This window comes from Massilia timonae, from assembly GCF_001866515.1.
Taxonomy (GTDB): Bacteria; Pseudomonadota; Gammaproteobacteria; order Burkholderiales; family Burkholderiaceae_D; genus Telluria; species Telluria timonae.
The window spans coordinates 764,742-790,344 of sequence record NZ_JRYB01000001.1 but is presented as its reverse complement, the minus strand read 5'-3'; the positions used below and the strand labels follow the sequence as shown (position 1 = coordinate 790,344).

The 25,603-nt window shown below is 66.1% G+C and carries 21 protein-coding genes; 10 read left to right on the top strand and 11 right to left on the bottom strand.

Going from position 1 to position 25,603, the window contains the following annotated elements:
* The first annotated feature begins 4 nt into the window (after window positions 1-4).
* Window positions 5-1,045, top strand: a complete 1,041-nt coding sequence (locus LO55_RS25645; RefSeq protein WP_083415145.1) for a DUF4435 domain-containing protein — start codon at window positions 5-7, stop codon at window positions 1,043-1,045.
* A gap of 65 nt (window positions 1,046-1,110) precedes the next feature.
* On the opposite strand, the gene gatB is transcribed toward LO55_RS25645, so the two are convergent.
* From gatB to gatC, 3 genes are read right to left on the bottom strand one after another with little or no spacing between them, the layout of a single operon-like run.
* Entirely contained in the window at window positions 1,111-2,571 is a 1,461-nt protein-coding gene (gene gatB, locus LO55_RS03515) for an Asp-tRNA(Asn)/Glu-tRNA(Gln) amidotransferase subunit GatB (protein ID WP_071360461.1), read from the bottom strand.
* A 32-nt stretch (window positions 2,572-2,603) separates the two neighbouring features.
* Entirely contained in the window at window positions 2,604-4,091 is a 1,488-nt protein-coding gene (gene gatA / locus LO55_RS03510; protein ID WP_005667817.1) for an Asp-tRNA(Asn)/Glu-tRNA(Gln) amidotransferase subunit GatA, read from the bottom strand.
* A 35-nt stretch (window positions 4,092-4,126) separates the two neighbouring features.
* Window positions 4,127-4,426 (bottom strand): Asp-tRNA(Asn)/Glu-tRNA(Gln) amidotransferase subunit GatC, encoded by a 300-nt coding sequence (gatC, locus tag LO55_RS03505; RefSeq protein WP_005667818.1) that lies wholly within the window; start codon window positions 4,424-4,426, stop codon window positions 4,127-4,129.
* 314 nt (window positions 4,427-4,740) lie between these two features.
* Here gatC and LO55_RS03500 point away from each other — a divergent pair, with 314 nt between their 5' ends.
* The 5 genes from LO55_RS03500 (at window position 4,741) to rodA (ending at window position 10,640) form a co-directional block, all read left to right on the top strand.
* Window positions 4,741-5,784, top strand: coding sequence for a rod shape-determining protein (locus LO55_RS03500; protein WP_005667820.1), 1,044 nt, complete (start codon window positions 4,741-4,743; stop codon window positions 5,782-5,784).
* A gap of 100 nt (window positions 5,785-5,884) precedes the next feature.
* Window positions 5,885-7,015 (top strand): rod shape-determining protein MreC, encoded by a 1,131-nt coding sequence (gene mreC, locus LO55_RS03495; protein WP_071360460.1) that lies wholly within the window; start codon window positions 5,885-5,887, stop codon window positions 7,013-7,015.
* Window positions 7,016-7,021: 6 nt separating this feature from the next.
* Complete coding sequence (mreD, locus tag LO55_RS03490) at window positions 7,022-7,540, top strand: rod shape-determining protein MreD (protein WP_071360459.1); 519 nt, start codon at window positions 7,022-7,024, stop codon at window positions 7,538-7,540.
* Window positions 7,541-7,556: 16 nt separating this feature from the next.
* A complete protein-coding gene (gene mrdA, locus LO55_RS03485) occupies window positions 7,557-9,518 on the top strand; it encodes a penicillin-binding protein 2 (protein WP_071360458.1) in 1,962 nt (653 codons plus the stop codon).
* A gap of 3 nt (window positions 9,519-9,521) precedes the next feature.
* On the top strand, window positions 9,522-10,640 hold the full coding sequence (gene rodA / locus LO55_RS03480) for a rod shape-determining protein RodA (RefSeq protein ID WP_071360457.1): 1,119 nt from the start codon (window positions 9,522-9,524) through the stop codon (window positions 10,638-10,640).
* A gap of 187 nt (window positions 10,641-10,827) precedes the next feature.
* On the opposite strand, the gene LO55_RS03475 is transcribed toward rodA, so the two are convergent.
* Window positions 10,828-12,981, bottom strand: a complete 2,154-nt coding sequence (locus LO55_RS03475) for a hybrid sensor histidine kinase/response regulator (protein WP_071360456.1) — start codon at window positions 12,979-12,981, stop codon at window positions 10,828-10,830.
* 197 nt (window positions 12,982-13,178) lie between these two features.
* Here LO55_RS03475 and LO55_RS03470 point away from each other — a divergent pair, with 197 nt between their 5' ends.
* Window positions 13,179-14,192, top strand: a complete 1,014-nt coding sequence (locus tag LO55_RS03470) for a septal ring lytic transglycosylase RlpA family protein (RefSeq protein WP_005667831.1) — start codon at window positions 13,179-13,181, stop codon at window positions 14,190-14,192.
* A 90-nt stretch (window positions 14,193-14,282) separates the two neighbouring features.
* On the opposite strand, the gene LO55_RS03465 is transcribed toward LO55_RS03470, so the two are convergent.
* The 7 genes from LO55_RS03465 to argS all read right to left on the bottom strand — a co-directional run bounded on the left by LO55_RS03465 (window position 14,283) and on the right by argS (window position 20,879).
* Window positions 14,283-15,077, bottom strand: a complete 795-nt coding sequence (locus LO55_RS03465; RefSeq protein WP_005667833.1) for a PEP-CTERM sorting domain-containing protein — start codon at window positions 15,075-15,077, stop codon at window positions 14,283-14,285.
* 219 nt (window positions 15,078-15,296) lie between these two features.
* Window positions 15,297-16,040 (bottom strand): SPOR domain-containing protein, encoded by a 744-nt coding sequence (locus LO55_RS03460; protein ID WP_071360455.1) that lies wholly within the window; start codon window positions 16,038-16,040, stop codon window positions 15,297-15,299.
* The gene (locus LO55_RS03455; protein ID WP_005667839.1) at window positions 16,034-16,777 is read right to left on the bottom strand and encodes a type III pantothenate kinase; all 744 of its coding nucleotides are present in this window, start codon (window positions 16,775-16,777) and stop codon (window positions 16,034-16,036) included. Before LO55_RS03455 ends, LO55_RS03460 begins: the two co-directional genes overlap by 7 nt.
* On the bottom strand, window positions 16,774-17,538 hold the full coding sequence (locus LO55_RS03450; protein ID WP_071360454.1) for a biotin--[acetyl-CoA-carboxylase] ligase: 765 nt from the start codon (window positions 17,536-17,538) through the stop codon (window positions 16,774-16,776). The genes LO55_RS03455 and LO55_RS03450 overlap by 4 nt, the downstream gene beginning before the upstream one ends.
* Window positions 17,535-18,320, bottom strand: coding sequence for an SDR family oxidoreductase (locus LO55_RS03445; protein WP_071360453.1), 786 nt, complete (start codon window positions 18,318-18,320; stop codon window positions 17,535-17,537). The genes LO55_RS03450 and LO55_RS03445 overlap by 4 nt, the downstream gene beginning before the upstream one ends.
* Before the next feature lie 4 nt (window positions 18,321-18,324).
* Window positions 18,325-18,990 (bottom strand): SPOR domain-containing protein, encoded by a 666-nt coding sequence (locus LO55_RS03440; RefSeq protein ID WP_071360452.1) that lies wholly within the window; start codon window positions 18,988-18,990, stop codon window positions 18,325-18,327.
* 176 nt (window positions 18,991-19,166) lie between these two features.
* Window positions 19,167-20,879, bottom strand: coding sequence for an arginine--tRNA ligase (gene argS / locus LO55_RS03435; protein ID WP_071360451.1), 1,713 nt, complete (start codon window positions 20,877-20,879; stop codon window positions 19,167-19,169).
* 205 nt (window positions 20,880-21,084) lie between these two features.
* Here argS and rsmB point away from each other — a divergent pair, with 205 nt between their 5' ends.
* The 3 genes from rsmB to LO55_RS03420 are packed head-to-tail and all read left to right on the top strand — an operon-like array spanning window position 21,085 to window position 25,601.
* Window positions 21,085-22,713, top strand: coding sequence for a 16S rRNA (cytosine(967)-C(5))-methyltransferase RsmB (gene rsmB, locus LO55_RS03430; protein ID WP_229410037.1), 1,629 nt, complete (start codon window positions 21,085-21,087; stop codon window positions 22,711-22,713).
* A 43-nt stretch (window positions 22,714-22,756) separates the two neighbouring features.
* The gene (locus tag LO55_RS03425) at window positions 22,757-23,332 is read left to right on the top strand and encodes a DUF4390 domain-containing protein (protein ID WP_005667854.1); all 576 of its coding nucleotides are present in this window, start codon (window positions 22,757-22,759) and stop codon (window positions 23,330-23,332) included.
* A complete protein-coding gene (locus LO55_RS03420) occupies window positions 23,322-25,601 on the top strand; it encodes a sensor histidine kinase (RefSeq protein WP_005667856.1) in 2,280 nt (759 codons plus the stop codon). Before LO55_RS03425 ends, LO55_RS03420 begins: the two co-directional genes overlap by 11 nt.
* Window positions 25,602-25,603: the final 2 nt, after the last annotated feature.

The following is a 25,603-nucleotide window of genomic DNA, read 5'->3' as shown; positions in this document are numbered from 1 at the left end:
ATACATGAGTATGCTTGAACTGCACGCCGCAGCTCTTAATAGTGGTAATGGCGTCTACCACGAATTTTTAATCAGGTATCGAAAAAATAGTCAAATTGTTTATGGGATTGTGGAGGGGAAAGATGATCCTGTGTTTTACCAAGGAATTATAGAAAGTTTTCTTCCAACTGGATGGGATGTTCAATTAATAGCTTCAGGAAATCGTAACAACGTTTTGTCAGCTCTTGCTGATTTTGATTGGTCAAGATACCCGAGAAAGAGAATTTGTTTTTTCGTCGACAGGGATCTCTCTATGTTTAGAGTTGTTCCTGATCCGATTCAGGATAATTTATATGTTACGGAAAAATATTCTATCGAGAACGAAGCGGCGAATTTTGGTACGGTGCAGCGTGTTTTGCATGAAGTATTAAATATTTCTGCAATATCTGTAGATGATGCAAATGCAATGCGGATTGCGTTTGAGGAGAATTTTGACTTCTTTCTCGAAGCGATGGTTCCTATAATGTGTCAAATAGTTGTGTGGCAGCGCTCTGGTAAAAGGCCAGTGCTGGATAAGATCAATCCAAAGGATCTTTTCTATTTTGCGAGTGGAAAAATCCTTGCTAAGGATGGATTTGATACTCTGGCAAAGCGATTGCTTTATGTATCAGAGAAAGTTGGTTGTGATTTGTGCTCTGAGGCAACGTTGAGGCAGACGGAGGAGGAATTTCGTAGATTGGGAGGGAAAGAACGATATATTCGAGGTAAATATGTTCTTTGGTTTGTGGTGGAAATGTCTCTCGAATTTCATCGGGAGATAAAAAGATTTAGTAGCCGCTATCAAGCGAGTCCTAAGGTCAAGCTTAGTATGGGGCAGAATAATGCAATGAGTGTGATGGGGCCACGAATTCGGTGCCCAGATTCTCTAAGTGATTTCTTGAGGCGATCTTATTGTGAATTTATTGATCCTCCTGTGGTTGTGCAGGAGAGTAACTCTGTCGCGCAAGAAGATCCTCCACCTACGATACTTAATCGATTTTTTAGGATATTCGCGAAGAAGTCCTAAAATCGCTGGACTAAGCTTATTTGCGCGAGGGCACTCTGGACTATGCCCTCGCAATTTTATTTACGCTAATTAGACAACTTCCGCTTTAGCAGCTCGGTCACCTGGGCCGGGTTCGCCTTGCCTTTCGACGCTTTCATCGTCTGGCCGATCAGGGCGTTGATGGCGGCTTCCTTGCCGGCGCGGTATTGTTCGACTGACTTGGCGTTGGCGGCCAGGACTTCGTCGACGATCGCTTCCAGCGCGCCCGTGTCCGAGATCTGCTTCAGGCCCTTCTGGTCGATCACGGTGTCGGCCAGGTTTTCGTCGTCCGATTTGGCTTCCCACATCGCGGCGAAGACTTCCTTGCCCGCCTTGTTCGAGATCGTGCCGTCGGCGATGCGCTTGAGCAGCAGCGCCAGTTGCGCCGCGCTCACCGGCGCGTCGCCGATGTCCACGCCTTCGCGGTTCAGGGTCGACGAGACGTCGCCCATCATCCAGTTGGCCGCGGCCTTGGCGTTTTCCTTGCCGGCTTTCGCCACCACGGCTTCGTAGTAGCCGGCCATCGCCTTCGACGAGGTCAGGACCAGGCTGTCGTACTCCGGCAGGCCGTACTCGCCCGTGAAGCGCGCGCGCAGGGCGCCCGGCAGCTCGGGCATCCCGGCCTTGACGCGGTCGATCCAGTCCTGGCCGATCACCAGGGGCGGCAGGTCGGGATCGGGGAAGTAACGGTAATCCTGGGCGTCTTCCTTGGTGCGCATCGAGCGCGTCTCCTTGCGGTCCGGGTCCCACAGGCGCGTCGCCTGGATCACCTTGCCGCCGTCCTCGATCAGCTCGATCTGGCGCCGCACCTCGTAGTGGATCGCCTCTTCCATGAAGCGGAACGAGTTCAGGTTCTTGATCTCGCAGCGGGTGCCGAATTCCTTCTGGCCGACGGGGCGCACCGAGACGTTGACGTCGCAGCGGAACGAACCCTCCTGCATATTGCCGTCGCAGACGCCCAGCCACATCACCAGCGAGTGCAGGGCCTTGGCATACGCCACCGCCTCGGCGGCGCTGCGCATCTCGGGCTCGGACACGATCTCGAGCAGCGGCGTGCCGGCGCGATTCAGGTCGATGCCGCTCATGCCGGCATAGTCTTCGTGCAGCGATTTGCCGGCGTCTTCCTCGAGGTGGGCGCGGGTCAGATTGACGGTCTTCGTCTCCAGCTTGCCGTCCTTTTCGTAGGCGAAGCTGATGGTGCCGCCCTGGACCACCGGATCGTCCATCTGGCTGATCTGGTAACCCTTCGGCAGGTCGGGATAAAAGTAGTTCTTGCGCGCGAAGACCGACTGCGGCGCGATTTTTGCGCCGACCGCCAGGCCGAAGCGGATCGCGCGCTCGACCGCGCCGCGGTTCAGCACCGGCAGCACGCCCGGCAGCGCCAGGTCGACCGGGCTCGCTTGCGTGTTCGGCTCGGCGCCGAAGCGGATCGAGCTGCCGCTGAAGATTTTCGATTGGGTCGTGAGCTGGACGTGGTTCTCAAGACCGATGACGACTTCCCATTGCATAGTGTTCTCTCTTTGTTCAGTAGCGTCGCGGATCACACGCCTTCGGGCGTGCGCTTGTGCCAGTCGGTCGCCTGCTGGTACTGGTGCGCGATGTTCAGCAGCTTCGCCTCGGCGAAGTAGTTGCCGATGATTTGCAGGCCCACCGGGCGCTTGCCGTTCGCTTCACTGCCTTCCTTGCCATCTCCGAAACCGCAAGGGATCGACATGCCGGGCAGGCCGGCCAGGCTGGTCGACAGCGTGAAGATGTCGGCCAGGTAGTTCGCCACTGGGTCATTGGTCTTCGAGCCCAGGTCCCAGGCCACCGTCGGCGCCACCGGCCCCATGATCACGTCGCATTTGTCCGCGAACGCAGCCTGGAAGTCGTCCGCGATCAGGCGCCGGATCTTTTGCGCCTGCACGTAATAGGCGTCGTAGTAGCCGTGGCACAGCACATAGGTGCCGACCATGATGCGGCGCTTTACTTCGCTGCCGAAGCCTTCGGCGCGGGTTTTGCGGTACATGTCCTGCAAATCCTTGTACTCCGCGGCGCGGTGGCCGTAGCGCACGCCGTCGAAGCGCGACAGGTTCGACGAGGCTTCCGCCGGCGCGATGATGTAGTAGGTCGGAATCGACAGCGCCGTCTTCGGCAGCGAGATGTCGACCAGCACCGCGCCCAGTTTCACGAACTGCTCGAGCGCCGCGCGCACCGCGCCTTCGACGTCGCTGGCCAGGCCTTCGCCGAAGTATTCCGAAGGCACGCCGATGCGCAGGCCGGCCAGCGGCTTGTTCAGGTCGCGCGTATAGTCTTCGCGGACGTTGCCCTGTTCGACCGTGAGGCTGGTCGAATCGCGCTCGTCGAAGCCGATCATTTCGTTGAGCAGCAGCGCGCAGTCCTCGGCGGTCTGGGCGATCGGGCCGCCCTGGTCCAGCGACGAGGCGAAGGCGATCATGCCGAAGCGCGACACGCGGCCATAGGTCGGCTTGATGCCGGTGACGCCGCAGAAGGCGGCCGGCTGGCGGATCGAGCCGCCGGTGTCGGTCGCGGTGGCGGCCGGCGCCAGGCGCGCGGCGATCGCCGCGGCCGAGCCGCCCGACGAGCCGCCCGGCACGGCTGCTGCGTCCCACGGGTTCTTCACCGCGCCATAGGCCGAGTTCTCGTTGGCCGAGCCCATCGCGAATTCGTCCAGGTTGACCTTGCCCAGGGTAACCATGCCGGCCGCGTTGAAGCGGTCGACGACGGTCGCGTCGAACGGGCTGACGTAACCGTCCAGCATCTTCGAGCCGGCCGTGGTGCGCCAGCCGCGGGTGACGAAGATGTCCTTGTGCGCGATCGGCACGCCGGTCAGCGGGCCGGCCGTGCCTTGCGCGAAGCGGGCGTCGGCGGCCGCGGCCTGGGCCAGCGTCAGTTCGTGGTCCACGTGCAGGAAGGCGTTGTGCCCGCTCGCGTCGATGCGGCCGAGGTAGTGGCGCGCCAGCTCGGTCGCGGACACCTGTTTCGAGTGCAGGAGCGCGGACAGCTCCTTGATGGTCTTGTTATGCATGTGCGTGTCGATTCTTTAGCGATTTTCTGGGCGGTTTACTCGATGACCTTCGGCACCAGGTACAGGCCATCCTGCGCCTTCGGCGCCGGCGCCTGGTAGTCTTCGCGGCGGTTCTCTTCGGTGACCGCATCGTCGCGCAGGCGCAGCGGCAGGGCCAGGATGGCCGACAGCGGCTGGGCCAGCGGCGCCACGCCGGTGGTGTCGACCGCCTGCATCTGCTCGGCCAGCGCGAAGATGCCGTTCAGCTCGGCCAGCGCGGTCTCGGCATGGGCATCGTCCATGTCGAGCTGGGCCAGGTTGGCGATGCGTTTTACGTCGGAAAGGGTCAGGGACATGGCTATATGGCACGCCATCAGCGCGCAAAAAGTGATTCGGCGAATAATGAATGTTAGCAAGTTGTCAGCGAACGGCTTCTTAAAGGCGATAAAACCCTGCAAACACCGCTCAAATCGCTTGCAATTCGGTGGGGAAAACCACCCGTATTCAGCATGTAAACGACAAATTATAAGGTAGAATGGCGGGCTAATGCGTTGTCGTGCCGAAAGCCCGGCGCCCGCGCATGCGAAGTCCGCGGTGCCCATGCGAGGCAGGTGCGGCACAGAATCCCCGATCAATGTTTAGGCGCACATTGATGCGCATCAGGACACCCATGTTTGGTTTTTTACGCAGCTACTTCTCGAATGACCTGGCGATCGACCTCGGCACCGCCAACACGCTGATCTACGTCCGCGGCCTGGGCATCGTCCTGGACGAGCCGTCGGTGGTCGCGATCCGCCAGGAAGGTGGCCCGAACGGCAAGAAGACCATCCAGGCAGTCGGCAAGGAAGCCAAGCAGATGCTGGGCAAGGTGCCCGGCAATATCGAAGCGATCCGCCCCATGAAGGATGGCGTGATCGCCGACTTCACCGTCACCGAGCAGATGCTCAAGCAGTTCATCCGCATGGTGCACGACTCGAAATTCTTCCGTCCGTCGCCGCGCATCATCATCTGCGTGCCTTGCGGCTCGACCCAGGTCGAGCGCCGCGCGATCCGCGAATCGGCTCTTGGAGCGGGCGCCTCGCAGGTCTACCTGATCGAAGAGCCGATGGCGGCCGCGATCGGCGCCGGCCTGCCGGTCTCGGAAGCGACCGGCTCGATGGTGGTCGACATCGGCGGCGGCACCACCGAAGTGGGCATCATCTCGCTGGGCGGCATGGTCTACAAGGGCTCGGTGCGCGTCGGCGGCGACAAGTTCGACGAAGCCATCGTCAACTACATCCGCCGCAACTACGGCATGCTGATCGGCGAACAGACCGCCGAAGCGATCAAGAAGGCGATCGGCTCGGCGTTCCCTGGCTCGGAAGTCAAGGAAATGGAAGTCAAGGGCCGCAACCTGTCGGAAGGCATACCGCGCTCGTTCACCATCTCGAGCAACGAGATCCTGGAAGCCCTCACCGATCCGCTGAACCAGATCGTGTCGGCCGTGAAGAACGCGCTGGAACAGGCGCCGCCGGAACTGGGCGCCGACATCGCCGAAAAAGGCATGATGCTGACCGGCGGCGGCGCGCTGCTGCGCGACCTTGACCGTCTCCTAATGGAAGAAACCGGCCTGCCGGTGCTGGCCGCCGAAGATCCGCTGACCTGCGTGGTGCGCGGCTCGGGCATGGCCCTCGAGCGCATGGACAAGCTTGGTTCGATCTTCTCGTACGAATAAGACGCGCGTGATCAACCGGGGCGGGCAGGGCGTGCGGTCACAAGCTGCGCGCATCTGCCCGCCTTGGCATTGACCGCCCGCGTTATCACCAACGGACGTCATGGAATACAGTCCTCCGCCGCTGTTCAAGCAAGGCGCCCCGGCACGAGTCAAGGCCATGGTGTGCGCCTTGATCGCCATCGTATTGCTGTTCGTCGACGCCCGCATGGGATTGCTGTCCGGCGTGCGCCAGGTGGCCGCCACCGTGCTCTATCCGATGCAGATGGCGGCCCTGATGCCGCGCGAGGCGCTGGCCAATATGGGCGATTATTTCTCGTCGCTGTCGACCTTGCAGAAGGAAGTGCAGGCCCTCAAGCACCAGGAGCTGGCGCGCGCCCAGTTGCTGCAGCAGGCCCAGTTCCAGATGGCCGAGAACGCGCACCTGCGGCGCCTGATGGAAGGCAAGCAGCAGTTGCCGGTGCAGTCGCAGATGGCCGAGATCCTATACGACGCGCGCGACCCGTCCACCCGCCGCATCGTGATCAACCGCGGTTCGCGTGACGACGTGTCGCTCGGCCTGCCGGTGATCGACCACGCTGGCGTGGTTGGCCAGGTCACCCGCGTGTTCCCGTTCACCTCCGAAGTCACGCTGCTGACCGACAAGGACCAGGCCATTCCGGTGCAGGTGCTGCGCAGCGGCTTGCGCAGCATCGTCTATGGCCGCGGCAATACGGGCCTGCTCGACCTGCGCTTCGTGGCCCAGGACGCCGACATCCAGGTCGGCGACGTGCTGGTGACCTCGGGCCTGGACGGGATGTACCCGGCCGGCCTGGCGGTGGCGCGCGTGACCCAGGTCGAGAAGGCGGCCGGCTCGTTCGGCCGCGTGGTCGGCCAGCCGCTGGCCGGCATCGACCGCAATCGCCAGGTGCTGGTGATCATGTCGCACAATCCCTTGCCGCCGCGCCCGGCGCCAGAGGCGCCGTACAGCGGCAGCCGGCGCAATATGCCGAAGATGCCGGCGGTGCCGACGCCGCCGCTGCCGGCCGCGCCGCTGCCGGCAGCCGGCGCGCCCGCCGCTGCCGCCGCCAACGGCGCGCCAGCGCCGACGCCGGCCAACCAGCCTGCGGCGACGCCGCCCGCGGCCCAGCCCACGCCACGTCCGGCGGCGGCCCAGCCCACGCCACGTCCGGCGGCGCCCGCCGCCACGCCACCTGCAGCGACCGCGCCCGCGCCGGCCGCCCGAACGGAGTAAGCCGCCATGCCCGGTCGCCGTCCGCATTACATCCTGCTGCCCGTCAGCCCGCTGTTCATCGCCTTCAGCCTGGTGTGCGCCTTCATGCTCAACCTGATGCCCTGGGGGCGTTGGGTCGGGGCGCCCGACTTCGTCGCGCTGGTGCTGGTGTTCTGGGGCATCCACCAGCCGCGCAAGGTCGGCATCGGCGTCGCCTTCTGCATGGGCCTGTTGATGGACGTGCACGACGCCAGCCTGCTGGGCGAGAACGCGCTCGCCTACACCGTGCTGTCCTACCTGGCCATCATGATCCATCGCCGCGTGCTGTGGTTCCCGCTGCTGACCCAGGCCATGCACGTGTTCCCGCTGCTGCTGCTGGCGCAGGCCATCCAGCTGGTCGTGCACCTGGTGGTCTCCGGCCGCTTCCCCGGCCTGCTGCCGTTCGTCGAGAGCGTGGTGGCGGTGGCGCTGTGGCCGCTGATCACCTGGCTGCTGCTGGCGCCCCAGCGGCGCGCCGTCGACCGCGACCATACCCGCCCCATCTGACCAGGTTTGCCCAGGAATGACCGAGTTCAAGGATAGCGACCGCGAGATCCACCAGTTCCGGATGCGCCTCACGGCGCTGGTGGCGCTCGTCTTCATCTGCTTCGGCCTGCTGGTCGCGCGCGTGGTCTGGCTGCAGGTGCTGCACCACGACCAGTACGCGGCGCAGGCCGAGGACAACCGCATCGCGCTGGTGCCGATCGTGCCCAACCGCGGCCTGATCGTGGACCGCAACGGCGTGGTCCTGGCGCGCAACTATTCCGCCTACACGCTCGAGATCACGCCGTCCAAGCTGCAGGCCGACATGGAGTCGGTGATCGACGAGCTGGCCAAGCTGGTCGAGATCGACGCGCGCGACCGGCGCCGCTTCAAGCGCCTGCGCGAAGAGTCGCGCAGCTTCGCCAGCATCCCGCTGCGCACCCGCCTGACCGACGACGAGGTGGCGCGCTTCACCGCCCAGCGCTTCCGCTTTCCCGGCGTCGAAGTCCAGGCGCGCCTGTTCCGCCAGTACCCGATGGGCGAGGTGGCCTCGCACGTGATCGGCTACATCGGCCGCATCAACGCCAAGGAAGCCGCCGCGATCGAGGAGGGCGACGACGCCGCCAACTACAACGGCACCGACCATATCGGCAAGGAAGGCGTCGAGAAGCGCTACGAGCGCCAGCTGCACGGCATCACGGGCTACGAGCAGGTCGAGCGCTCGGCCGGCGGCCGCGCGATCCGCACGCTCAAGCGCACGCCGCCAGTGCCGGGCAGCAACCTGATCCTGTCGATCGACATCGAGCTGCAGAAGATCGCCGAGGAGGCCTTCGGCGACCACCGCGGCGCGCTGGTGGCGATCGAGCCCGCGACCGGCGACGTGCTGGCCTACGTTTCGCGGCCGGGCTTCGATCCGAACCTGTTCGTCGACGGCATCGACTACCAGAGCTGGAACGAGCTGAACACCTCGCTCGACCGGCCGCTGATGAACCGTCCGCTGTCGGGCACCTATCCGCCGGGTTCGACCTTCAAGCCCTTCATGTCGCTGGCGGCGCTCGAGCTGGGTTACCGCCGTCCGCAGGACGCGATCCGCGATCCCGGCTTCTTCATCCTGGGCGGACACCGCTTCAACGACGACAAGCCGGGCGGCCACGGCATCGTCAACATGTACCACTCGATCGCCCATTCGTGCGACACCTATTACTACCAGCTGGGCAACGAGATGGGGATCGACAACATCTCGAAATTCATGAGCGAATTCGGCTTCGGCCATCCGACCGGGATCGACCTCGATCACGAAAAGACCGGCGTGCTGCCGTCGAAGGAATGGAAGGCCGAGCGCTTCAAGCGCAACCGCGCGGCCCAGAAATGGGTGGGCGGCGACACCATCTCGATCTCGATCGGCCAGGGCTTCAACAACTACACCATGCTGCAACTGGCGCATGCGACCGCGATCCTGGCCAATGACGGCGTGGTGATGAAGCCGCACCTGGTCAAGATGGTCGAGGATGGCGTGACCCGCGAGCGCACCCTGACCGTGCCCAAGGAGACCCGGCGCCTGTCGATGAAGCAGGAGCACCTCGATTTCATCAAGGATGCGATGGCCGGCGTGATGCGCGAAGGCACCGGGCAACGCGCCTTCTCCAGCGCCACGTACACGTCGGCCGGCAAGACCGGCACCGCGCAGGTGATCGGCCTGCGCGGCAAGAAGTACGACGCCAACGCGATCGACGAACGCCATCGCGACAATGCGCTGTTTACCGCCTTCGCGCCGGTCGAGCAGCCGCGCATCGCGCTGGCGATGATCGTCGAGAACGCCGGTTTCGGCGGCGTGGTGGCGGCGCCGATCGCGCGCAAGGTGCTCGACTACGCGATCCTCGGCAAGCGTCCGGCGCCGCCGCCGGAGCCGAAGGGTAGTGCCCGTCCCGCCACCGTCAAGGCGGCCGCGCCGGCCGCTGCGCCCCAACCTGCGGCCCCCGCCACCGCCACCCGAACCGAATAAGCCATGGCCCATATTCCAGAACGGCGCTCGCTGCGCCGCCGCCTGCGCCCGTACTTCACGGTGTTCGACCTGCCGCTGACCCTGATCCTGGCCATGCTGGTGACGATCAGCATGGTCACCATGATGTCGGCCGGCGCCGATTTCCCGGACCGGGTCGAGCACCAGATCCGCAACTTCCTGCTGTCCTTCGCCGTGATGTGGGTGGCCGCGAACATCGCGCCGCAAACCCTGATGCGGCTCGCGGTGCCGGTCTACGCGGTCGGCGTGGCCCTGCTGGTCGCGGTCGCGCTGTTCGGCCTGATCAAGAAGGGCGCGCAGCGCTGGCTGCACATCGGCGTCATCGACATCCAGCCGTCCGAGATCATGAAGATCGGCCTGCCGCTGATGCTGGCCTGGTACTTCCAGACCCGGGCCCAGGTCGCCGGCTGGAAGCATTACATCGTGGCCGCCGTGATCCTGATGATCCCGGTCGCCCTCATCATGGAGCAGCCCGACCTCGGCACCTCGCTGCTGGTCGCGTCGTCGGGCCTGTACGTGATCTTCCTGGCCGGCCTGTCGTGGAAGGCGATCGCGGCGGTGACGGTGAGCGTGCTGGCCTTCCTGCCGATCGGCTGGTCGATGATGCACGACTACCAGCGCCAGCGGGTGATGACCCTGATCGATCCGACTTCCGACCCGCTGGGCAAGGGCTTCCACATCATCCAGTCGATCATCGCGATCGGTTCGGGCGGCGTGACCGGCAAGGGCTATATGCAGGGCACCCAGGGCTACCTGGAATTCGTGCCGGAACGCACCACCGACTTCGTGTTCTCGGTGTATTCCGAGGAGTTCGGCCTGATCGGCAACCTGTTCCTGCTGTTCGTCTACCTGCTCTTGATCGGACGCGGCCTGATGATCGCAGCCAATGCGCCAAACGCCTTCGGCCGCTTGCTGGCCGGTTCGATCGCGATGATTTTCTTCACCTATGCCTTCGTCAATATGGGCATGGTTTCAGGGATATTGCCTGTAGTTGGGGTGCCACTACCGTTCATGAGCTATGGCGGCACGGCCTTCATCACGCTGGGCCTCGGCGCCGGCATCCTGATGAGCATCCAGCGGCATCGCAAGCTGGTGCAGACCTAGGGAAGCGCTGATTTATTCATGGCGGCGGTCTTGGCACGGAAAAAAGGCGCCCTGCTGCGTTGTAAATCCTCGCCATACCACGCGGTATGGCTGCGGTTTACGCCTTGCCGGGCGCCTTTTTCCGTCGCCAATCCCATCCGTCAGAATAAAACAGCGCTTCCCTAGGACGGCCAAGCCGTCCACGCGTCTAGCGAACCGGGCCGCCGCGCGCCGCGGGGCCTGCCGTGTGCACCTCGGTCAGCAAGGTCATCAAGCGGGAAATATCGACCGGCTTGGTGAAGAAATGGTCGAAGCCTGCCGCGAAGGCCTTGTCGCGGTCGGATTGCTGGCCATATCCGGTGACGGCAACCAGCACCGGAGGCGGCAGCCGCGGCATCGCGCGCAGCCGGCGCGCCAGCGCGTTCCCATCGAGCTCGGGAAGGCCGATGTCGAGCAGGCAGATGTCCGGCCTGATCGTCTCGACGTTGTCGAGCGCCCTCAGCGAGCTCAGTTCGACCACGACGTCATGGCCGGCCGATTCGACCAGCATCGACAGCATGGCGGCGGCGTCGGCATTGTCGTCCACCACCAGCACTTTCAGCCCGCCCGCCGCCGGCGCGAACCCCGTGGCGGAACCGGCGCTGCCGGCCGGCGCGGCAGCGGGTTCGATCCGCGGCAGGGTCACGGTGAACCGGCTGCCCTGTCCGGCGCCCGCGCTATGCGCGCCGACGCTGCCTCCGTGTAGCTCGACCAGGTTGCGCACCAGGGCCAGGCCGATGCCCAGCCCGCCCTGGGTCCGGTCGGCATCGCGCTCGCCCTGGGCGAACAGATCGAACACGCGGCCGACCAGCTCGTGGGCCATGCCGATGCCGTTGTCGCTCACCGAGATGGCGACGTCGCGCTCCCGCACCTCGACCCGCATGTCGATCGCGCCGCCCGGCGGCGTGTACTTGGCCGCATTGTTGAGGAGATTGGCGAGCACCTGCACCAGCCGCTTGCGGTCACCGCGTACGTAGGCCTTGCCCGCGCGGTAGACGCAGCGCAGCGCATGCTGGCGCTTTTCCATCAGCGGGCGCGCCTGCTCCTCGGCGTCGGCGATGACGTCGTGCACATCGATCTCTCTCTGTTCCAGCGTGATCAGGCCGCGGGTCACGCGCGAGATGTCGAGCAGGTCGTCGACCAGCGCGGTCATGTGCGCGACCTGGCGCTGGATGACGGCGCTGGTCCGGTGTATCTTGTCCTCGTCGAGGCGGGCGGCGGCGAGCAGGTCGGCCGCGGCGCTGATCGGCGCCAGCGGGTTGCGCAGTTCATGCGCCAGCATCGCGAGGAATTCGTCCTTCAGGCGGCTTGACAGGCGCAGCGCCTCTTCGGCCCGGGCCCGCTCGATCGCGTCCCAGGTGCGCTCGGCCACGTCGGCGATGATCTCGAGTTCACCCGGCGTCCAGCGGCGCGGCACCGAATGGCCGACATTGAAGTTGGCGCGCAGCTGGCCACCCCGGTTCAGCGGAATGACGACGACCGACTGCATCCCGAGATCCTGGTAGGCCTGCGCATGCCCGGCCAGGTGCGGGTCGGCCGCGATGTCCTCGGCCACGACCGCCCGCGCGGCGCGCAGGCTTTGCAGCAGGTAGGGACTGAACGAGGCCACCGATCCGTGCATCGGCAGGCCGGGCAGGGCGGGCAGCTCGCCGCCGTGCGTCCATTGCGCGGGGATGTGGAAGCAGCCGGCCTGGTCGTCGATTTCGGCGTAATAGGCGCGCGTGACGCCCAGGTGCTGGCGGATCAGCCGGGTCGCCGTGCCGATGATGTCGTCGGTCGTCGCCAGCCCTCTCAATTCGTCGGCCAGGTTGAGCTGGAAAGCGCGCCGGCGCTCCGCCATGACGCGCGCGCTCGTCTCGACCGCCGCGGTGAACATGCCGACGACGGCGCCCGAAATATCGCGGATCGGGCTGTACGAAAACGTGAAGTGGCACAGTTCGGGGTAGCCGTTGCGCAGCAGTTCGAGCGGCATGTCCTCGCCCCTGACCGCGATGCCGTCGTTCATCACCTGGTCGACCATGGCGCCGATCGTCGGCCAGATTTCGGGCCAGGTTTCCCGGGCCGGGCCGCCGAACGACGCCGGGTGCTTGCTCGAACCGAGGATCGGCCGGTAGAAATCGTTGTACAGCTGGATCAGGTCCGGGCCCCACCATATCGCGATCGGGAACTGCGATTCGAAGCAGACGTTCACCTGCAGCCGCAAGGCGTCGGGCCAGGTGGATGGGTCGCCAAGGCAGGTGCGCGACCAGTCGGTTTGCCGCAGCAGGGTCACGGTGTCGCCATTACCCGGCAGGTGATCGAAAATATGCGAAGAGTGCAACATGGTTGAAAGCGGACAGACCGGCGATGCCGCAGTATGCCCTGTTTTTTTGCGCCGGAACCACACTTTCGGAACGATCGGGGCACGAGGACGTCTTGCCAAAACGGCCATCATCGCATTCCGGCTTGATGCCTGCATATTGATGAGTCTGGCAAGACAACGTAAACTGGGGGTCGACCTAACACGATGGAGGACGGCCAATGGGCGTTCGTACAAGCTTCCTGGCGGTCATACCGGTTGCCATTCTAGTATCGGCCTGCAGCAGCACGGGAGAGCATAAAAAGCTCAATCCTTTCCCCTGGCCGCACAAGCCGACCGCCAAGCATGGCAAGGCGCCCCAGCTGCCGGCCGCCAAGTCGGGCCGCGGCGGCTACTACAAGGACGACGGCCCGGGCGACGACATCCCCGACGGCCTGCTCGACGTGCCGGACGCCGTGGTCAAGGCCGAGCCCTTCAACAAATGGACCAGCCGTCCCTACACGGTGCTGGGCAAGACCTATACGCCGCTGGGAAATGACGAGCGGTACAGCGCGCGCGGCGTCAGCACCTGGTATGGCGTCAAGTTCCACGGCCAGCGCACGGCGTCCGGAGAACTGTACGATATGTACAAGATGACGGCCGCGCATCCGACGCTGCCGATCCCGTCCTATGTGCGCGTGACCAGCCTCGACACCGGCAATTCGGTGGTGGTGCGCATCAACGACCGCGGCCCCTTCCATTCCAGCCGCATCATCGACGTCTCGTACACGGCGGCGCTCAAGCTCGGGCTGCTGGGCAAGGGCAGCCATGAAGTCGAGATCGAGCGCCTGTTCCCGGGCGATCCGATCGTCCCGCCGGCGCAGATCGCGGCCGCGCGCCGCGAGGTCGCGTCGATCGCGCAATCGGCGCCGCCCGAGATCGAGGCGCTGATGCTGGAAGACCGGATTCATTCCGACAGCGCGGCGCTGGTGAGCCAGGCCGAGCCGGTGTCCGCGCCCGCGCCGGCCGGTCGCTTCTTCATCCAGCTCGGCGCCTATGGCCGCGCCGGCACCGCCGAGGCGATGGGCGAAAAGATCGCCGATGCCGGCGTCGAGCTGGGCAAGCTCGAAGTGGTCAAGGTGGGTTCCCTGAATCGCCTGTACGGCGGCCCGTACGCCAGCCGCGCCGAAGCGATGGAAGCCATGCGTGCGCTGCCGTCCAGCCTCGGCTTCAAGCCGATCGTGGTCCAGCGCTGATCGCCCCCTCGTCGAACGCGGCGCGCTGAACCTCCGCGCCATGAAAAATGGCCGGCGAACCGGCCATTTCTTCGAGCGGAAAAGAAGCGCTTATGCCTGTGCGGCGGTGCGGCGGCGGCGCAGGAAGCCGATGGCGGCCAGGCCGGCGCCGGCCAGCAGGACGCTCGACGGTTCAGGCACTTCGCCCGGCTCTTCGGTCGGCTCTTCCACTTTGGTGTAGTCGAGCAGGAGCTCGGAGTTGGTGAGCATCAGGTCGCCGAGCACTTTCAGCTTGAACGTCAGTTGGCCATCGTTCAGCAGCGCATCGATGATGGACTGGTTCGTCACGGTGCCGCTGATGGTGAACTCACCGGTGTACGCCTTCTTCACGGTCGTCGTCGTGGTCGTGGTATCCGAATATTGCGAGTGCGATTGTTTGCAGATGAAGAAGAACCATTTCGTGCATTTTTGGCCGTCGTAAATTTCCTGGAAGCTCGACGGGGAGGTATAGCTCGACTCGAAGAGCTGGGTGCTTCCGCTTCCGAGCAGGAAGTCGCCGAACCACAGGGCGGCGCTCTCTTGTTCACCGGTATAGGTATGGGTATTGGTGACCGTCACATCGCGGGTGCTCTTGCCATTCTTGACCTTGCCGTACTCGCCTTCGTCGCGGTCGCTGGTCGAGGTCAGTTTCATCAGTTCGCCATCGTCCTTGAAGGAGAACGAATACGACAGGCTATTGAAGGTATATTTTTCTGGCAGCGGCGTATCGTTGATGAAAGCGACTTTGTAGCTGCCCTGATCCAGCATCCCGTTGGCCAGCGAGCCGTTCAGCGAAATGGGTGCAGCGGCAGCGGTGGTCGACAGCGTGGCGGCGGCGAGCAGCAAGGCGGTGATGATCTGTTTCATGGTTTCCCCTCGGAACGTCAAATTATATTGGAACAACTTAATTTGATATAGAGCAAATAGTGTGCCAAGGATATAAGTGTTTGTTTTGGTTAATTAAAATTTCTTGAGGAAAATTAAGTGTAAAGATATTCGACAGCTTGCGGGTGGTCAACTGCGCACACAGCATAAAAAAAGCGCGCCATGTGGCGCGCTGGATGGATGCGATACACGACCGCGACGTTATTCGCAGTTGCGCAAGTCGGCGCCGGAGAAGTTGCCGATGAGCGTGGAAAGCCGACTGCGCGCACCGGCATCGATCGCCCGGTACTGGTAGGCGGGGCGCATGACTTGCGGGCCACGCGGCAGCACCCGCACACCGCGCACACCCTGGCGCTGCAGTTGCGCCACCAGCTTCTGGGCCGCGCTGTCGGTCTTGAACACGCCCAGCGAGATCGCCCAGCGCAGCGGCGAGTCGCCCTGCATGATGTAAAAATTCTCGACACCGCGTTCCTTGAGCTCGGCGGCGCGGCGCTGGGCGCCTTCGCGGCCGCCGTTGGGAGGCAGGTAGACCAGGCGGCTGGTCACTTCCTGGAAGGGGACGTCGACCCGCGACTGGCGCGCAGCGAGGTCCAGGCTGGCCACCCGGGTTTCGAAACGGCGGGCGTCGGCGGCGCTGAAGGGACCGGCCTGGACGCAGGCGATCAGGCCCGGCGCCACGGCGGCCGGCGGCGCCGGCTCCGGCGAGGGCGCGGCGGCGGATGGCTCGGCGCGGGCTTCGGCGTCGCCGGCTTCCATGGCCTCGGCCTCGTCCAGCGCGCGCTTGGCCTCGACCGCCGTCAGTTGCGTGATGCGTTCGGGCGCCAGCTGGTTGTTCAGCCGGCCTGGCTCGCGCTCACCGGCGCCGGGCTGGCCCAGCATGCCCTGGCCATACGCCAGCAAGGCCGCGTTCGCGGCCAGCAGCGCCCAGAATACGAATTTCAACACCGTGCTTCCCCCTCTCTCCAGGCGGTCGCCGCCTGCAGGCCGACCAGCACGATATTATCGACCACCCTGTGCGCGACCTTGAGCGCGGGCGCGATGGTCGGCGCCGCGCCGCCCGAGACGATGCAGGAAGAGGCGCCATGTCCGGCCACGGCGCGCTCGATGGCGCCGGCCTGGGCCGACAGCACGCCGGAGAGAATCGCGTCGTTGGTATTGTCGCCAAACAGCGCCGGCACGGCGCCAGGGACTACCTGCGGCAGCTGCGCCGTGTTGCTGGCCAGGCTGGACGCCATCAGCGCCAGGCCGGGCAGGATCATGCCGCCCACGAACAGGCCGTCGGCGCTCACCGCGTCGACCGTGGTCGCGGTGCCGCAGGTGGCGACGATCAGGTTCTGCCTGGGCGCCAGGGCGCGCGCGCCGATGGCGGCGGCGAAGCGGTCGCAGCCCAGGCGGCCGGGGTCGCGGTAGCCGTTGCGCAGGCCGGCGCGCTCCACGCTGGAGGCGAACCATTCGACCTCGATCCCGGCCGGCAGCAGGGCCGCGATGCGCCCGGCCAGCTGTGGGCCGGCGACGTTCGACACCAGCGCGCGGGTCACGCCGGCGCTCGCCCATCGGGCAGCTGCTTCGTCCAGCTGCGCATGCAGCACGGCGCCGTGCAGGCGCCACGCGCCGAGGGCGCTGCCGGCGTCGGCCAGCGCCCACTTGACGCGGGTATTGCCCGCGTCGACCAGCAGCATCATGTCTTCACCCGCAGCGAGACGTCGCCGGCCATCACGGTGATGCGGCCCTCCGACGTGTCGAGCAGCAGGCGGCCGCTGTCGTCGACGCCGGCGGCGCGGCCCTCGTGCCGCACCGCGCCGTGGTCGAGCAGGACCACGGTCTCGCCCTGCCAGGCGTGGCGCAGGTTCCAGCGCGCGGCGAAGGCGGCGAAGCCGCGCGCGGAAAACTCCGCCAGCGCCGCGGCCAGGCCGTCGAGCAGGGCCGCCATCAGGACGTCGCGCTCCATGCGCGCCAGCCAGGGCACGCCGGCCGCGCTGCGTCCCAGCTGCGCTTCCATCTCGTCCGGCATCAGGAGATTGAGGCCGATGCCGATCACGGTCCAGGTGCCGCCACCGGGCGCGGACTGGGTCTCGACCAGGATGCCGGCCAGCTTGTCGCCGTCCTTGAGCAGGTCGTTCGGCCATTTCAGCTGGACTTGCTGGCCCAGCGCGCCGAGCGTCTCGGCCAGCGCCACGCCGATTGCCAGCGGCAGGCCAACCAGCGCCTGCGGGCCGCCGTCGAACTTCCACGCCAGCGAAAAGGTCAGCGAACCTTCGGGCGAAGACAGCCAGCTGCGGCCGGCGCGACCGCGGCCGGCGGTCTGGTGTTCGGCCACCAGCAGCAATGGCGCTTCGAGCGTCGCGGCGCGCGCCAGCAGGTCGGCATTGGTGGAGCCGGTCTGCGCCACGACGTCGACCGCCACGCCGGCCTTCGACAGTGCGCGGATGGCATCGGCGTTCATGCTTCCCCCTGGCGCTGCTTGGTCGGCGCGCGCGCGAACAGGCGGTCGAACACGAAGTTGGGCAGCAGGCGCAGCAGCTTGGCGACGACGCCCATCTGCCAGGGCAATACGCGGTAGCTGTCGCCGCGCGCGATCACGGCGGCGGCTTGCGCCGCGAAGCGGTCGGCGGGCATCAGGAAGGGCATGGGAAAACGGTTCTTGCTGGTCATGGGGGTGTCGATATAACCGGGGGCGATCGTCACCACCCGGATGTTGGTCGCGCGCAGCTCGACCCGCAGCGCTTCGCAGTAGCTGTGCACGGCGGCCTTGCTGGCGCAGTAGGCGCCGGCGCCGCGCATGCCGCGCACGCCCGCCACGCTGCCGATGCCCACCAGGCGGCAGGGCGTCGCCTGCCGCCGCATGGGGGCAATGAACGGGGCGAAGGTGGCGACCGTGGCGTTCACGTTGGTGGCGAACACCGCGTCGAACACGGCCAGGTCGGCCGCGCGGTCGGTGAGCGTGCCGTGCGAAATGCCGGCGCTGGCGATGACGACGTCGGCGCCGCCGTTGGCGGCGATGAAGTCAAGCGCGGCCGCGGCCAGGCCGTCGCGATCGAGCACGTCGACCGCGTAGATGTGATGCCGTTCGGGGTGGGGCAGCGAGGCGGCCAGCGCAACCAGGTGGTCGCGCCGCCGCGCCAGCAGGCCGAGCGTGGCGCCGCGCGCGGCGTATTCGCGCGCCAGGGCGGCGCCGATGCCGCTCGAGGCGCCGGTGATGAAGACGCGCTCCGTCCGCGTCGACATGGGCTTAGCGCTGGTTGCGCACGATGGCGACGTCGATGCCGCTGTCGAGCAGCTTGGCGCGCGCCTTGTTGACGGCTTCGACTTGCGAGTAGGGGCCGACCCGCACCCGGTGCAGCACGCCGCTGTCGGTGCTGCGGTCGGTGATGGCGGCCTCGAAGCCGAGCAGGGCCAGCTTGGCGCGGGTGTTCTCGGCGTCCGACATCTCGCGGAAGGCGCCGGCCTGCAGGTAATAGATGTAGCCGTCGGTCACGGCCGCCGCGCCGGAGGCGGGGGCGGCGGTGTTGACCGGGCCCGGCGGCGGTGGCGGCGCGCTCGGGCGCGGCTCCTGCATGCCGGCGATGGCGGCGCCCAGCGGGTCGGAGTCGGGCTGCTGCTGTGGTGACGGCGCCGGCGCGCTCGCCGGCGCGCTCGGCTGGCTTGGCGCCTGCGGCACCGGCGCCCGGTTGCCGTACATCGGCTTGTTGGGATCGGACGCCTGGCTCGGCTCGAGGTCGGCCGGGCGGCCCATCTTGTTGGAACGATCGGTGAACGGCGAGGCGCCCTTGGTGATCACGAGCGCGACCGCCACCGCGATCCCCAGCCCGATGATCAGGCCGACGATGATGCCGGTCAGGGTGCTGCCGCGTTGGTGGCGTTGGCTACGCTTCGAGAAGGTACGGATGACGGTCATGACGCTTTCTGGTGATGAGACGTTGGGCTTCGGTTCCAGTGCTGCCTGCACTTTAGGGCACTTCGAAAAACCTGCTGCGCGTTGCAGTTTCGGTCTGCGATGCTCACCGTACGGCCGTACGGTTGCGCTTCTCGACCGAAACTGCTGCCGCTCGCGACGGTTTTTCGAGGCGCCCTTCACATCTTGTCCGGCGCCGAGACGCCGATCAGGGCCAGGCCATTGCGCAGCACCTGGCGGGTGGCGGCGGCCAGCGCCAGGCGGGCCAGCTTGAGCGACTCGTCGTCGTCGAGCAGCCACTTGTGCGCGAAATAATAGCTGTGCAGCTCGCCGGCCAGTTCGCGCAGGTAGAACGCGACCTGGTGCGGGCCGAGTTCGGCCTGCGCGCGCTGCAGCATCTCGGGATAGGCCGCCAGCTTGGCCAGCAGTTGCGACTCGTGCGATTCGGTCAGCGGCGACAGATCCGCCTTGGCCAGGCTGGCGACGTCGCCGCCCCAGTTGGCCAGCGCCGAGCAGATGCGCGCGTGGGCGTACTGCACGTAGTAGACCGGATTCTCGTCATTGGTCGCGAGGGCGACGTCAACGTCGAACACGAACTCGGTGTCGGCCTTGCGCGAAATCAGGAAGAAACGCACCGCGTCGCGGCCGCGCGTGACGTCGCCATTGCCCGACCATTCGATCAGGTCGCGCACGGTGACGTAGGAGCCGGCGCGCTTGGAGATCTTGACCTCTTCGCCGTTCTTCATCACGGTGACCATCTTGTGCAGCACGTAGTCGGGATAGCCCTGCGGGATGCCGATGTTCACCGCCTGCAGGCCGGCGCGCACGCGCGCGATGGTGCCGTGGTGGTCGCTGCCCTGGATGTTGATCGCCTGGTCGAAGCCGCGGCGGAATTTCTGGATGTGGTAGGCGACGTCGGGCACGAAATAGGTATAGGTGCCGTCGGACTTGCGCATCACGCGGTCCTTGTCGTCGCCGTAGTCGGTGGTCTTGAGCCACAGGGCGCCGCCGTCTTCATAGGTCTTGCCGGCATCGACCAGGGCCTGCACCGCCGTCTCGACCTTGCCGTCGGCGTACAGCGACGATTCGAGATAATAATTGTCGAACTTGACGCCAAACGCTTGAAGATCCTGATCCTGCTCGTTGCGCAGGTAGGTGACCGCGAAGCGGCGGATCGATTCGATGTCGTCGACATCGCCGCTGGCGGTGGCGGGTGCGCCGTCGCTGGCCGACACGGTCTTCTTGGCCAGGAAGTCGGCCGCGATGTCGGCGATGTAGTCGCCGTTATAGGCCGACTCCGGCCATTCGGCGTCGCCCGGCTTGAAGCCGCGCGCGCGCGCCTGCACCGAGGTGGCGAGGGTGGCGATCTGGACGCCGGCGTCGTTGTAGTAGAACTCGCGCGTCACTTCGATGCCCTGCGATTCGAACAGCGACGACAGCGCATCGCCCAGCGCGGCCTGGCGGCCGTGGCCGACGTGCAGCGGACCGGTCGGGTTGGCCGAGACGAATTCGATGATCGCATGGTGGCCGCTGGCGGCGCCGGCGCGGCCGAAGGCTTCACCCTGCTCGAGCACGCTGCGCACCACCGACTGCTTGGCGGCGGCGGCCACGCGCAGGTTGATGAAGCCGGGGCCGGCAATCTCCGCCGATTCGATCAGGCCCTGCGCGCCCGGCTCGGCCTGCAGCGCGGCGACCAGGCGGGTGGCCAGTTCGCGCGGATTGGTCTTGAGCGGCTTGGCCAGCTGCATGGCGATATTGCAGGCGATGTCGCCGTGCGAAGGATCGCGCGGACGCTCCAGCACCACATTGGGGGCCAGGTCGGTGCCGGCGACGATCGGGGCGAGGGCTGCCTGGAACAGGGCAACGATTTGTTGTTTTTGTTGGGCGAGCATGGGAATGGTCGAAAAATTAGGTACTACGGATGGACGGCGCCTATTATCGGGAAGACGAGCAGGCAAACAGTGAACATTATACTAGTTTGATGCCACGCTTTGGCTGGACACGGCGTTCGCGATTGGCGGTTCAACAACCATATTAAGCGTCGCCAAAGGCATAACCGTTACAATGGGAGCCCATTTTCGCAACATTTTATTCGCCATGACTGACAAGCGTCCAACGCTCACCCTGAAACCCAAGGCCAGGCCCGCCGCCGACCGGCGCGCGCCAGGCGCGGTCGGCCGCAACCCGGTTCCGGCCGGCGCTGCGGCAAAGGGTCCTGCGCGGGGGCAGGGCGGTCATGGCAAGCCCGGTCCGAGCGCATCAGGCCAGCCCCGGCCGGCAGATCCCGACCGCCGCCCGGTCGGCAAGCCGCCTCGGGCGCAGGGTGGCGACTTCCCCGGCCAGCAGCCGCGTGCGCAGCGTGAAGAAGCGCCGCGCCTGCGCCAGAGCCACGAAGTGAAAGTCGCGCCGCAACGCGACTACCGTCCCGACCTCAAGTCCGATTCGCTGGCGCTGGCGCTGCTCGGCGCCGCCAGCGCCGTGGCGCGCGTGCGCGGGGGCAGCGCGCTGCCGCAGGCCCTCGCCCTTGTATTCGCCGCCTACGACGCCACGCCGCAGGCGCGCGGCGCGATCCAGGACATCGCCTACCGCACCATGCGCCAGCTGGGCCGCAGCGAGACCCTGCTGGGCCTGATGACCAGCAAGGCGCCCGAGCCGCCGATGCTGGGCGGCCTGTTGTGCGCGGCGCTCTCCCTGCTCGATCCGCCCGAGGGCCAGGCGGCCCCGTATGAGGCCTTCACCGTGGTCGACCAGGCCGTCAACGCGGCCGCAGCCCATCCCGATTTCGCCCATGCCAAGGCCATGGTCAACGCCGTGTTGCGGCGCTTCCTGCGCGAGCGCGAGGCGCTGGTCGCAGAAGCCCTGCGCGAGCCGCTGGCGCGCTTCAATTATCCGCAGTGGTGGATCGACACCATGCGCGCGGCCTATCCGCGCGACTGGGAAGCCGTGCTCGAGGCCGGCAACGTCCATCCGCCGCTGACCCTGCGCGTCAACCGCCGCAAGACCGATGTCTCTGCCTATCTGCACGCCCTGAACGAAGCCGGCCTGCAGGCCGAGCAGGTGGGCTTGACCGCGGTGCGCCTGGCCCAGGCCATCAACGTGGCCCAGATCCCGGGCTTCGCCGACGGCGTGGTGTCGGTGCAGGACGCCGGCGCCCAGCTGGCCGCGCCGCTGCTCGACCTGAAGGACGGCATGCGCGTGCTGGACGCCTGCGCCGCTCCCGGCGGCAAGAGCGGTCACATCCTCGAGACCGCCGACGTGCAGCTGACCTCGGTCGACGCCGACCCGGCGCGCCTGGCGCGCGTGGGCGACAACCTGGGCCGCCTCGGCCTGGACGCGACGCTGCTGGCCGCCGATGCCGGCAGCCGGGACTGGTGGGATGGCCGTCAATACGATCGTATCCTGGCCGACGTGCCGTGCACCGCCTCGGGCATCGTGCGCCGCCACCCGGATATCCGCTGGCTGCGCCGCAAGTCGGATACATCCCAACTTGCAACACTTTCTTCCAAAATACTCGACAATCTTTGGCAGATGTTGCTGCCCGATGGTAAATTGCTGTTCGTGACATGTTCGCTCTGGCCCCAGGAATCGGAGGCGCAGGCAGCCGCTTTCGCGGCTCGCCACGACGCAGTCCGCCTTGATGCGCCGGGCCAACTCCTGCCGCTCGGCGGCGCCGGACAGGATCATGACGGTTTGTTCTACGCCCTGTTCCAGAAGAAAGCGGCGTAAGTTCTTTTACACTACGCGCATTTTTTAAGGCCCCGGCTCACCCGTGACGTTACGACTTTTACGCCTCCTCGCCTGCCAGCTGCTGCTGGCGCTTGCGTGCGTTGCTGCGTGGGTACCGGCGCAGGCGGCCGACGGGATCGAGATCAGCCGCGCCGCGATCGAAGCGAGCGACGACGGCTACCGGCTCAACACGGTCTACGATTTCGAGCTCAATAGCGGCCTGCGGGATGCGCTCCAGCACGGCGTGCAACTGCATTTCACCACCGAGATCGAGCTGGTGCGGCCGCGCTGGTGGTGGCGCGACGAGCGGGCGGTGTCCGCCAAGCGCACCATCCGCATTTCGTATGACGTGCTGACGCGCCAGTATTACGTGACGGTGGTCGGCTCCTTCCAGGAGCGCTTCCAGACCTTCGAGGATGCGATGTTCATGGTGCGCCGGCCGACCCGCTGGCTGATCGCGCCCAAGGGCAAGCTCAAGCCGGGCGAAGTCTACGAAGTCTCGCTGCGCATGTACATGGACCGCGAATACCTGCAGAAGCCGCTCCAGGTCAACGCCCTCAACGATTCCGACTGGCGCCTGACGTCCAGCCGGAAGACCTTTACCTATCGTGCAGAGTAGACCGGTCAACCAGGTCTTGCGCTACGCCCTCGTCGTGGGCTGCGCGGTAGTGTGCATCCTGCTGTTCCTGCTCGCGTCGGCCTCGGCCAATTCCGAATTCCTTGGCCGCTACTACGGCTGGCTGATCGGACTGATCGGCGCGGTGGCCTTCGTGCTGCTGGCCTTCGTCGCGGTCGCCCTCGGCCGCCTGTATTCGCGCCACAAGGCCGGCAAGTTCGGCTCGCGCCTGATGGCGAGACTGGTGCTGCTGTTCGCCGGCATCGGCATCCTGCCCGGCGTCGTCATCTTCATGGTGTCGGTGAATTTCGTCTCGCATTCGATCGACTCGTGGTTCGACGTCAAGATCGAGTCGGCGATCGAGTCGGGCCTGAACCTGGGCCGCGCCGCGCTCGACGAATCGCTGGCCGAACTGGGCGCGACCGCGCAGACCGCCGCCGCGACCCTGGCGGGCCAGGGCGACATGAGCGCGCAGCCGGTGCTGGCGCGCCTGCTGGCCGACACCAGCGGCCTGCAGAGCGCGATGCTGGTCGACGAGAAGGGCGCGGTGCTGGCCGCGGCGCTGGAAGACCGCGGCGCCAACCTGGCGGCCGACGCGCCCAACGAACGCATGCTGAAGAGCGCCGCCATGCCGGGCGGGTATGCGCTGGCCGAAGGCGGCGTCGATCGCGACCTGAGCGAAGAGGGGCTCGACGGCGTCTCGAGCGCGCTCGACGCCGTCACGGGCCTGCGCCTGCGCGTGGTGCTGGCCGTGCCCGAGCCGCCCGGCGCGCCGCAGCGCTACCTGCAGCTGCTGCAGTCGGTGCCGGTCAACCTGGCCTCGAACGCCGAGGTGCTGCGCTCGGCCTACAGCGAATACCGCCTGCGCCTGGAAGCGCGCACCGGCCTGCGCAAGATGTACATCGGGATGCTGACCCTGACGCTGCTGCTGGCGATCTTCGGCGCCGTCGGCAGCGCCTTCCTCATCGCCGGCAACCTGGCGCAGCCGCTGCTGGTGCTGGCCGAGGGCACGCAGGCGGTGGCCGAGGGCGACCTGTCGCCCAGGCCGATCGTCCAGACGAAGGACGAACTTGGCACGCTGACGCAATCGTTCAACGCCATGACCGGCCAGTTGTTCGAGGCCAGGAGCGCGGTCGAGCGCAACCGCGCCGCGCTGCAAAGCGCCAAGGCCCACCTCGAATCGGTGCTGGCGAATATGTCGGCCGGCGTGATCGTGCTCGACGCCGAGGGCCTGGTGGTGAACTCGAACGACGCCGCCTACCGCATCCTGCAGGTGGAACCCGGCGCGATGGCCGGGCCGCTGGCCCGGATCCCGGGACTGGAACACTTCTCGAACTGCATCACGCGCGCCTTCTCGGCCCAGAGCGCGCACTCGGCGGCCGAGCGGCGCAAACGTGCGCACTGGCAGCAGCAAATCGAGATCCCGCGCCGCGGCAGCGGCGACGACCACGACCACGACCTGGTGCTGCTGGCGCGCGGCTCGCGCCTGCCGGTGGGCGCGGACAGCGGCTTCATCGTCGTGTTCGACGACATCTCGGACGTGATCACGGCCCAGCGCTCGGTGGCCTGGGGCGAGGTCGCGCGGCGCCTGGCGCACGAGATCAAGAACCCGCTCACGCCGATCCAGCTGGCGGCCGAGCGCATGCAGATGAAGCTCGAGGACAGCCTGCCGCCGAAAGAGGCCGAGCTGCTCAAGCGCGGCACCACCACCATCGTCAACCAGGTCGACGCCATGAAGCGCATGGTGGACGACTTCCGCGACTACGCGCGCACGCCGCCGGCCATGCTCGAGCAGCTCGACCTGAATGGCCTGATCGGAGAAATCCTGAACCTTTACCTGGCCGAGGATGGCAATGACGTCATCCACGCCAGCCTGGCGCCGAACCTGCCGCGCGTGATGGGCGACGCCACCCAGCTGCGCCAGGTGATCCACAACCTGGTGCAGAACGCCCAGGATGCGCTGGTCGACCGCGGCCCCGACGCGCCGCCCCCGCGCGTGGACGTGAGCACCGAGGCGATCCACTACACCGGCGCCGACGGGCTCGCGGGCACCGCGGTGCGCCTGGCGATCGTCGACAACGGCCCCGGCTTCGCGCCGCGCATCCTGGCGCGCGCCTTCGAACCGTATGTCACCACCAAGGCCCGCGGCACCGGCCTCGGCCTGCCCATGGTCAAGAAAATCGTGGACGAGCACGGGGGCCGGATCGACGTCGGCAACCGCAGCGATGGAACTGGCGCAGCGGTATCGATTTTGCTGCTAAAGTTAGCTTAAGT

Coding starts and splice junctions, on each gene's coding strand:
- mreD (WP_071360459.1), top strand. CDS start 7,022: ATGCCCGGTCGCCGTCCGCATTACATCCTGCTGCCCGTCAGCCCGCTG.
- rsmB (WP_229410037.1), top strand. CDS start 21,085: ATGACTGACAAGCGTCCAACGCTCACCCTGAAACCCAAGGCCAGGCCC.
- LO55_RS03450 (WP_071360454.1), bottom strand. CDS start 17,538: ATGAACGCCGATGCCATCCGCGCACTGTCGAAGGCCGGCGTGGCGGTC.
- LO55_RS03440 (WP_071360452.1), bottom strand. CDS start 18,990: ATGACCGTCATCCGTACCTTCTCGAAGCGTAGCCAACGCCACCAACGC.
- LO55_RS25645 (WP_083415145.1), top strand. CDS start 5: ATGAGTATGCTTGAACTGCACGCCGCAGCTCTTAATAGTGGTAATGGC.
- rodA (WP_071360457.1), top strand. CDS start 9,522: ATGGCCCATATTCCAGAACGGCGCTCGCTGCGCCGCCGCCTGCGCCCG.
- LO55_RS03455 (WP_005667839.1), bottom strand. CDS start 16,777: ATGATGCTGCTGGTCGACGCGGGCAATACCCGCGTCAAGTGGGCGCTG.
- LO55_RS03465 (WP_005667833.1), bottom strand. CDS start 15,077: ATGAAACAGATCATCACCGCCTTGCTGCTCGCCGCCGCCACGCTGTCG.
- gatC (WP_005667818.1), bottom strand. CDS start 4,426: ATGTCCCTGACCCTTTCCGACGTAAAACGCATCGCCAACCTGGCCCAG.
- LO55_RS03470 (WP_005667831.1), top strand. CDS start 13,179: ATGGGCGTTCGTACAAGCTTCCTGGCGGTCATACCGGTTGCCATTCTA.
- mrdA (WP_071360458.1), top strand. CDS start 7,557: ATGACCGAGTTCAAGGATAGCGACCGCGAGATCCACCAGTTCCGGATG.
- gatB (WP_071360461.1), bottom strand. CDS start 2,571: ATGCAATGGGAAGTCGTCATCGGTCTTGAGAACCACGTCCAGCTCACG.
- LO55_RS03500 (WP_005667820.1), top strand. CDS start 4,741: ATGTTTGGTTTTTTACGCAGCTACTTCTCGAATGACCTGGCGATCGAC.
- LO55_RS03475 (WP_071360456.1), bottom strand. CDS start 12,981: ATGTTGCACTCTTCGCATATTTTCGATCACCTGCCGGGTAATGGCGAC.
- argS (WP_071360451.1), bottom strand. CDS start 20,879: ATGCTCGCCCAACAAAAACAACAAATCGTTGCCCTGTTCCAGGCAGCC.
- mreC (WP_071360460.1), top strand. CDS start 5,885: ATGGAATACAGTCCTCCGCCGCTGTTCAAGCAAGGCGCCCCGGCACGA.
- LO55_RS03445 (WP_071360453.1), bottom strand. CDS start 18,320: ATGTCGACGCGGACGGAGCGCGTCTTCATCACCGGCGCCTCGAGCGGC.
- gatA (WP_005667817.1), bottom strand. CDS start 4,091: ATGCATAACAAGACCATCAAGGAGCTGTCCGCGCTCCTGCACTCGAAA.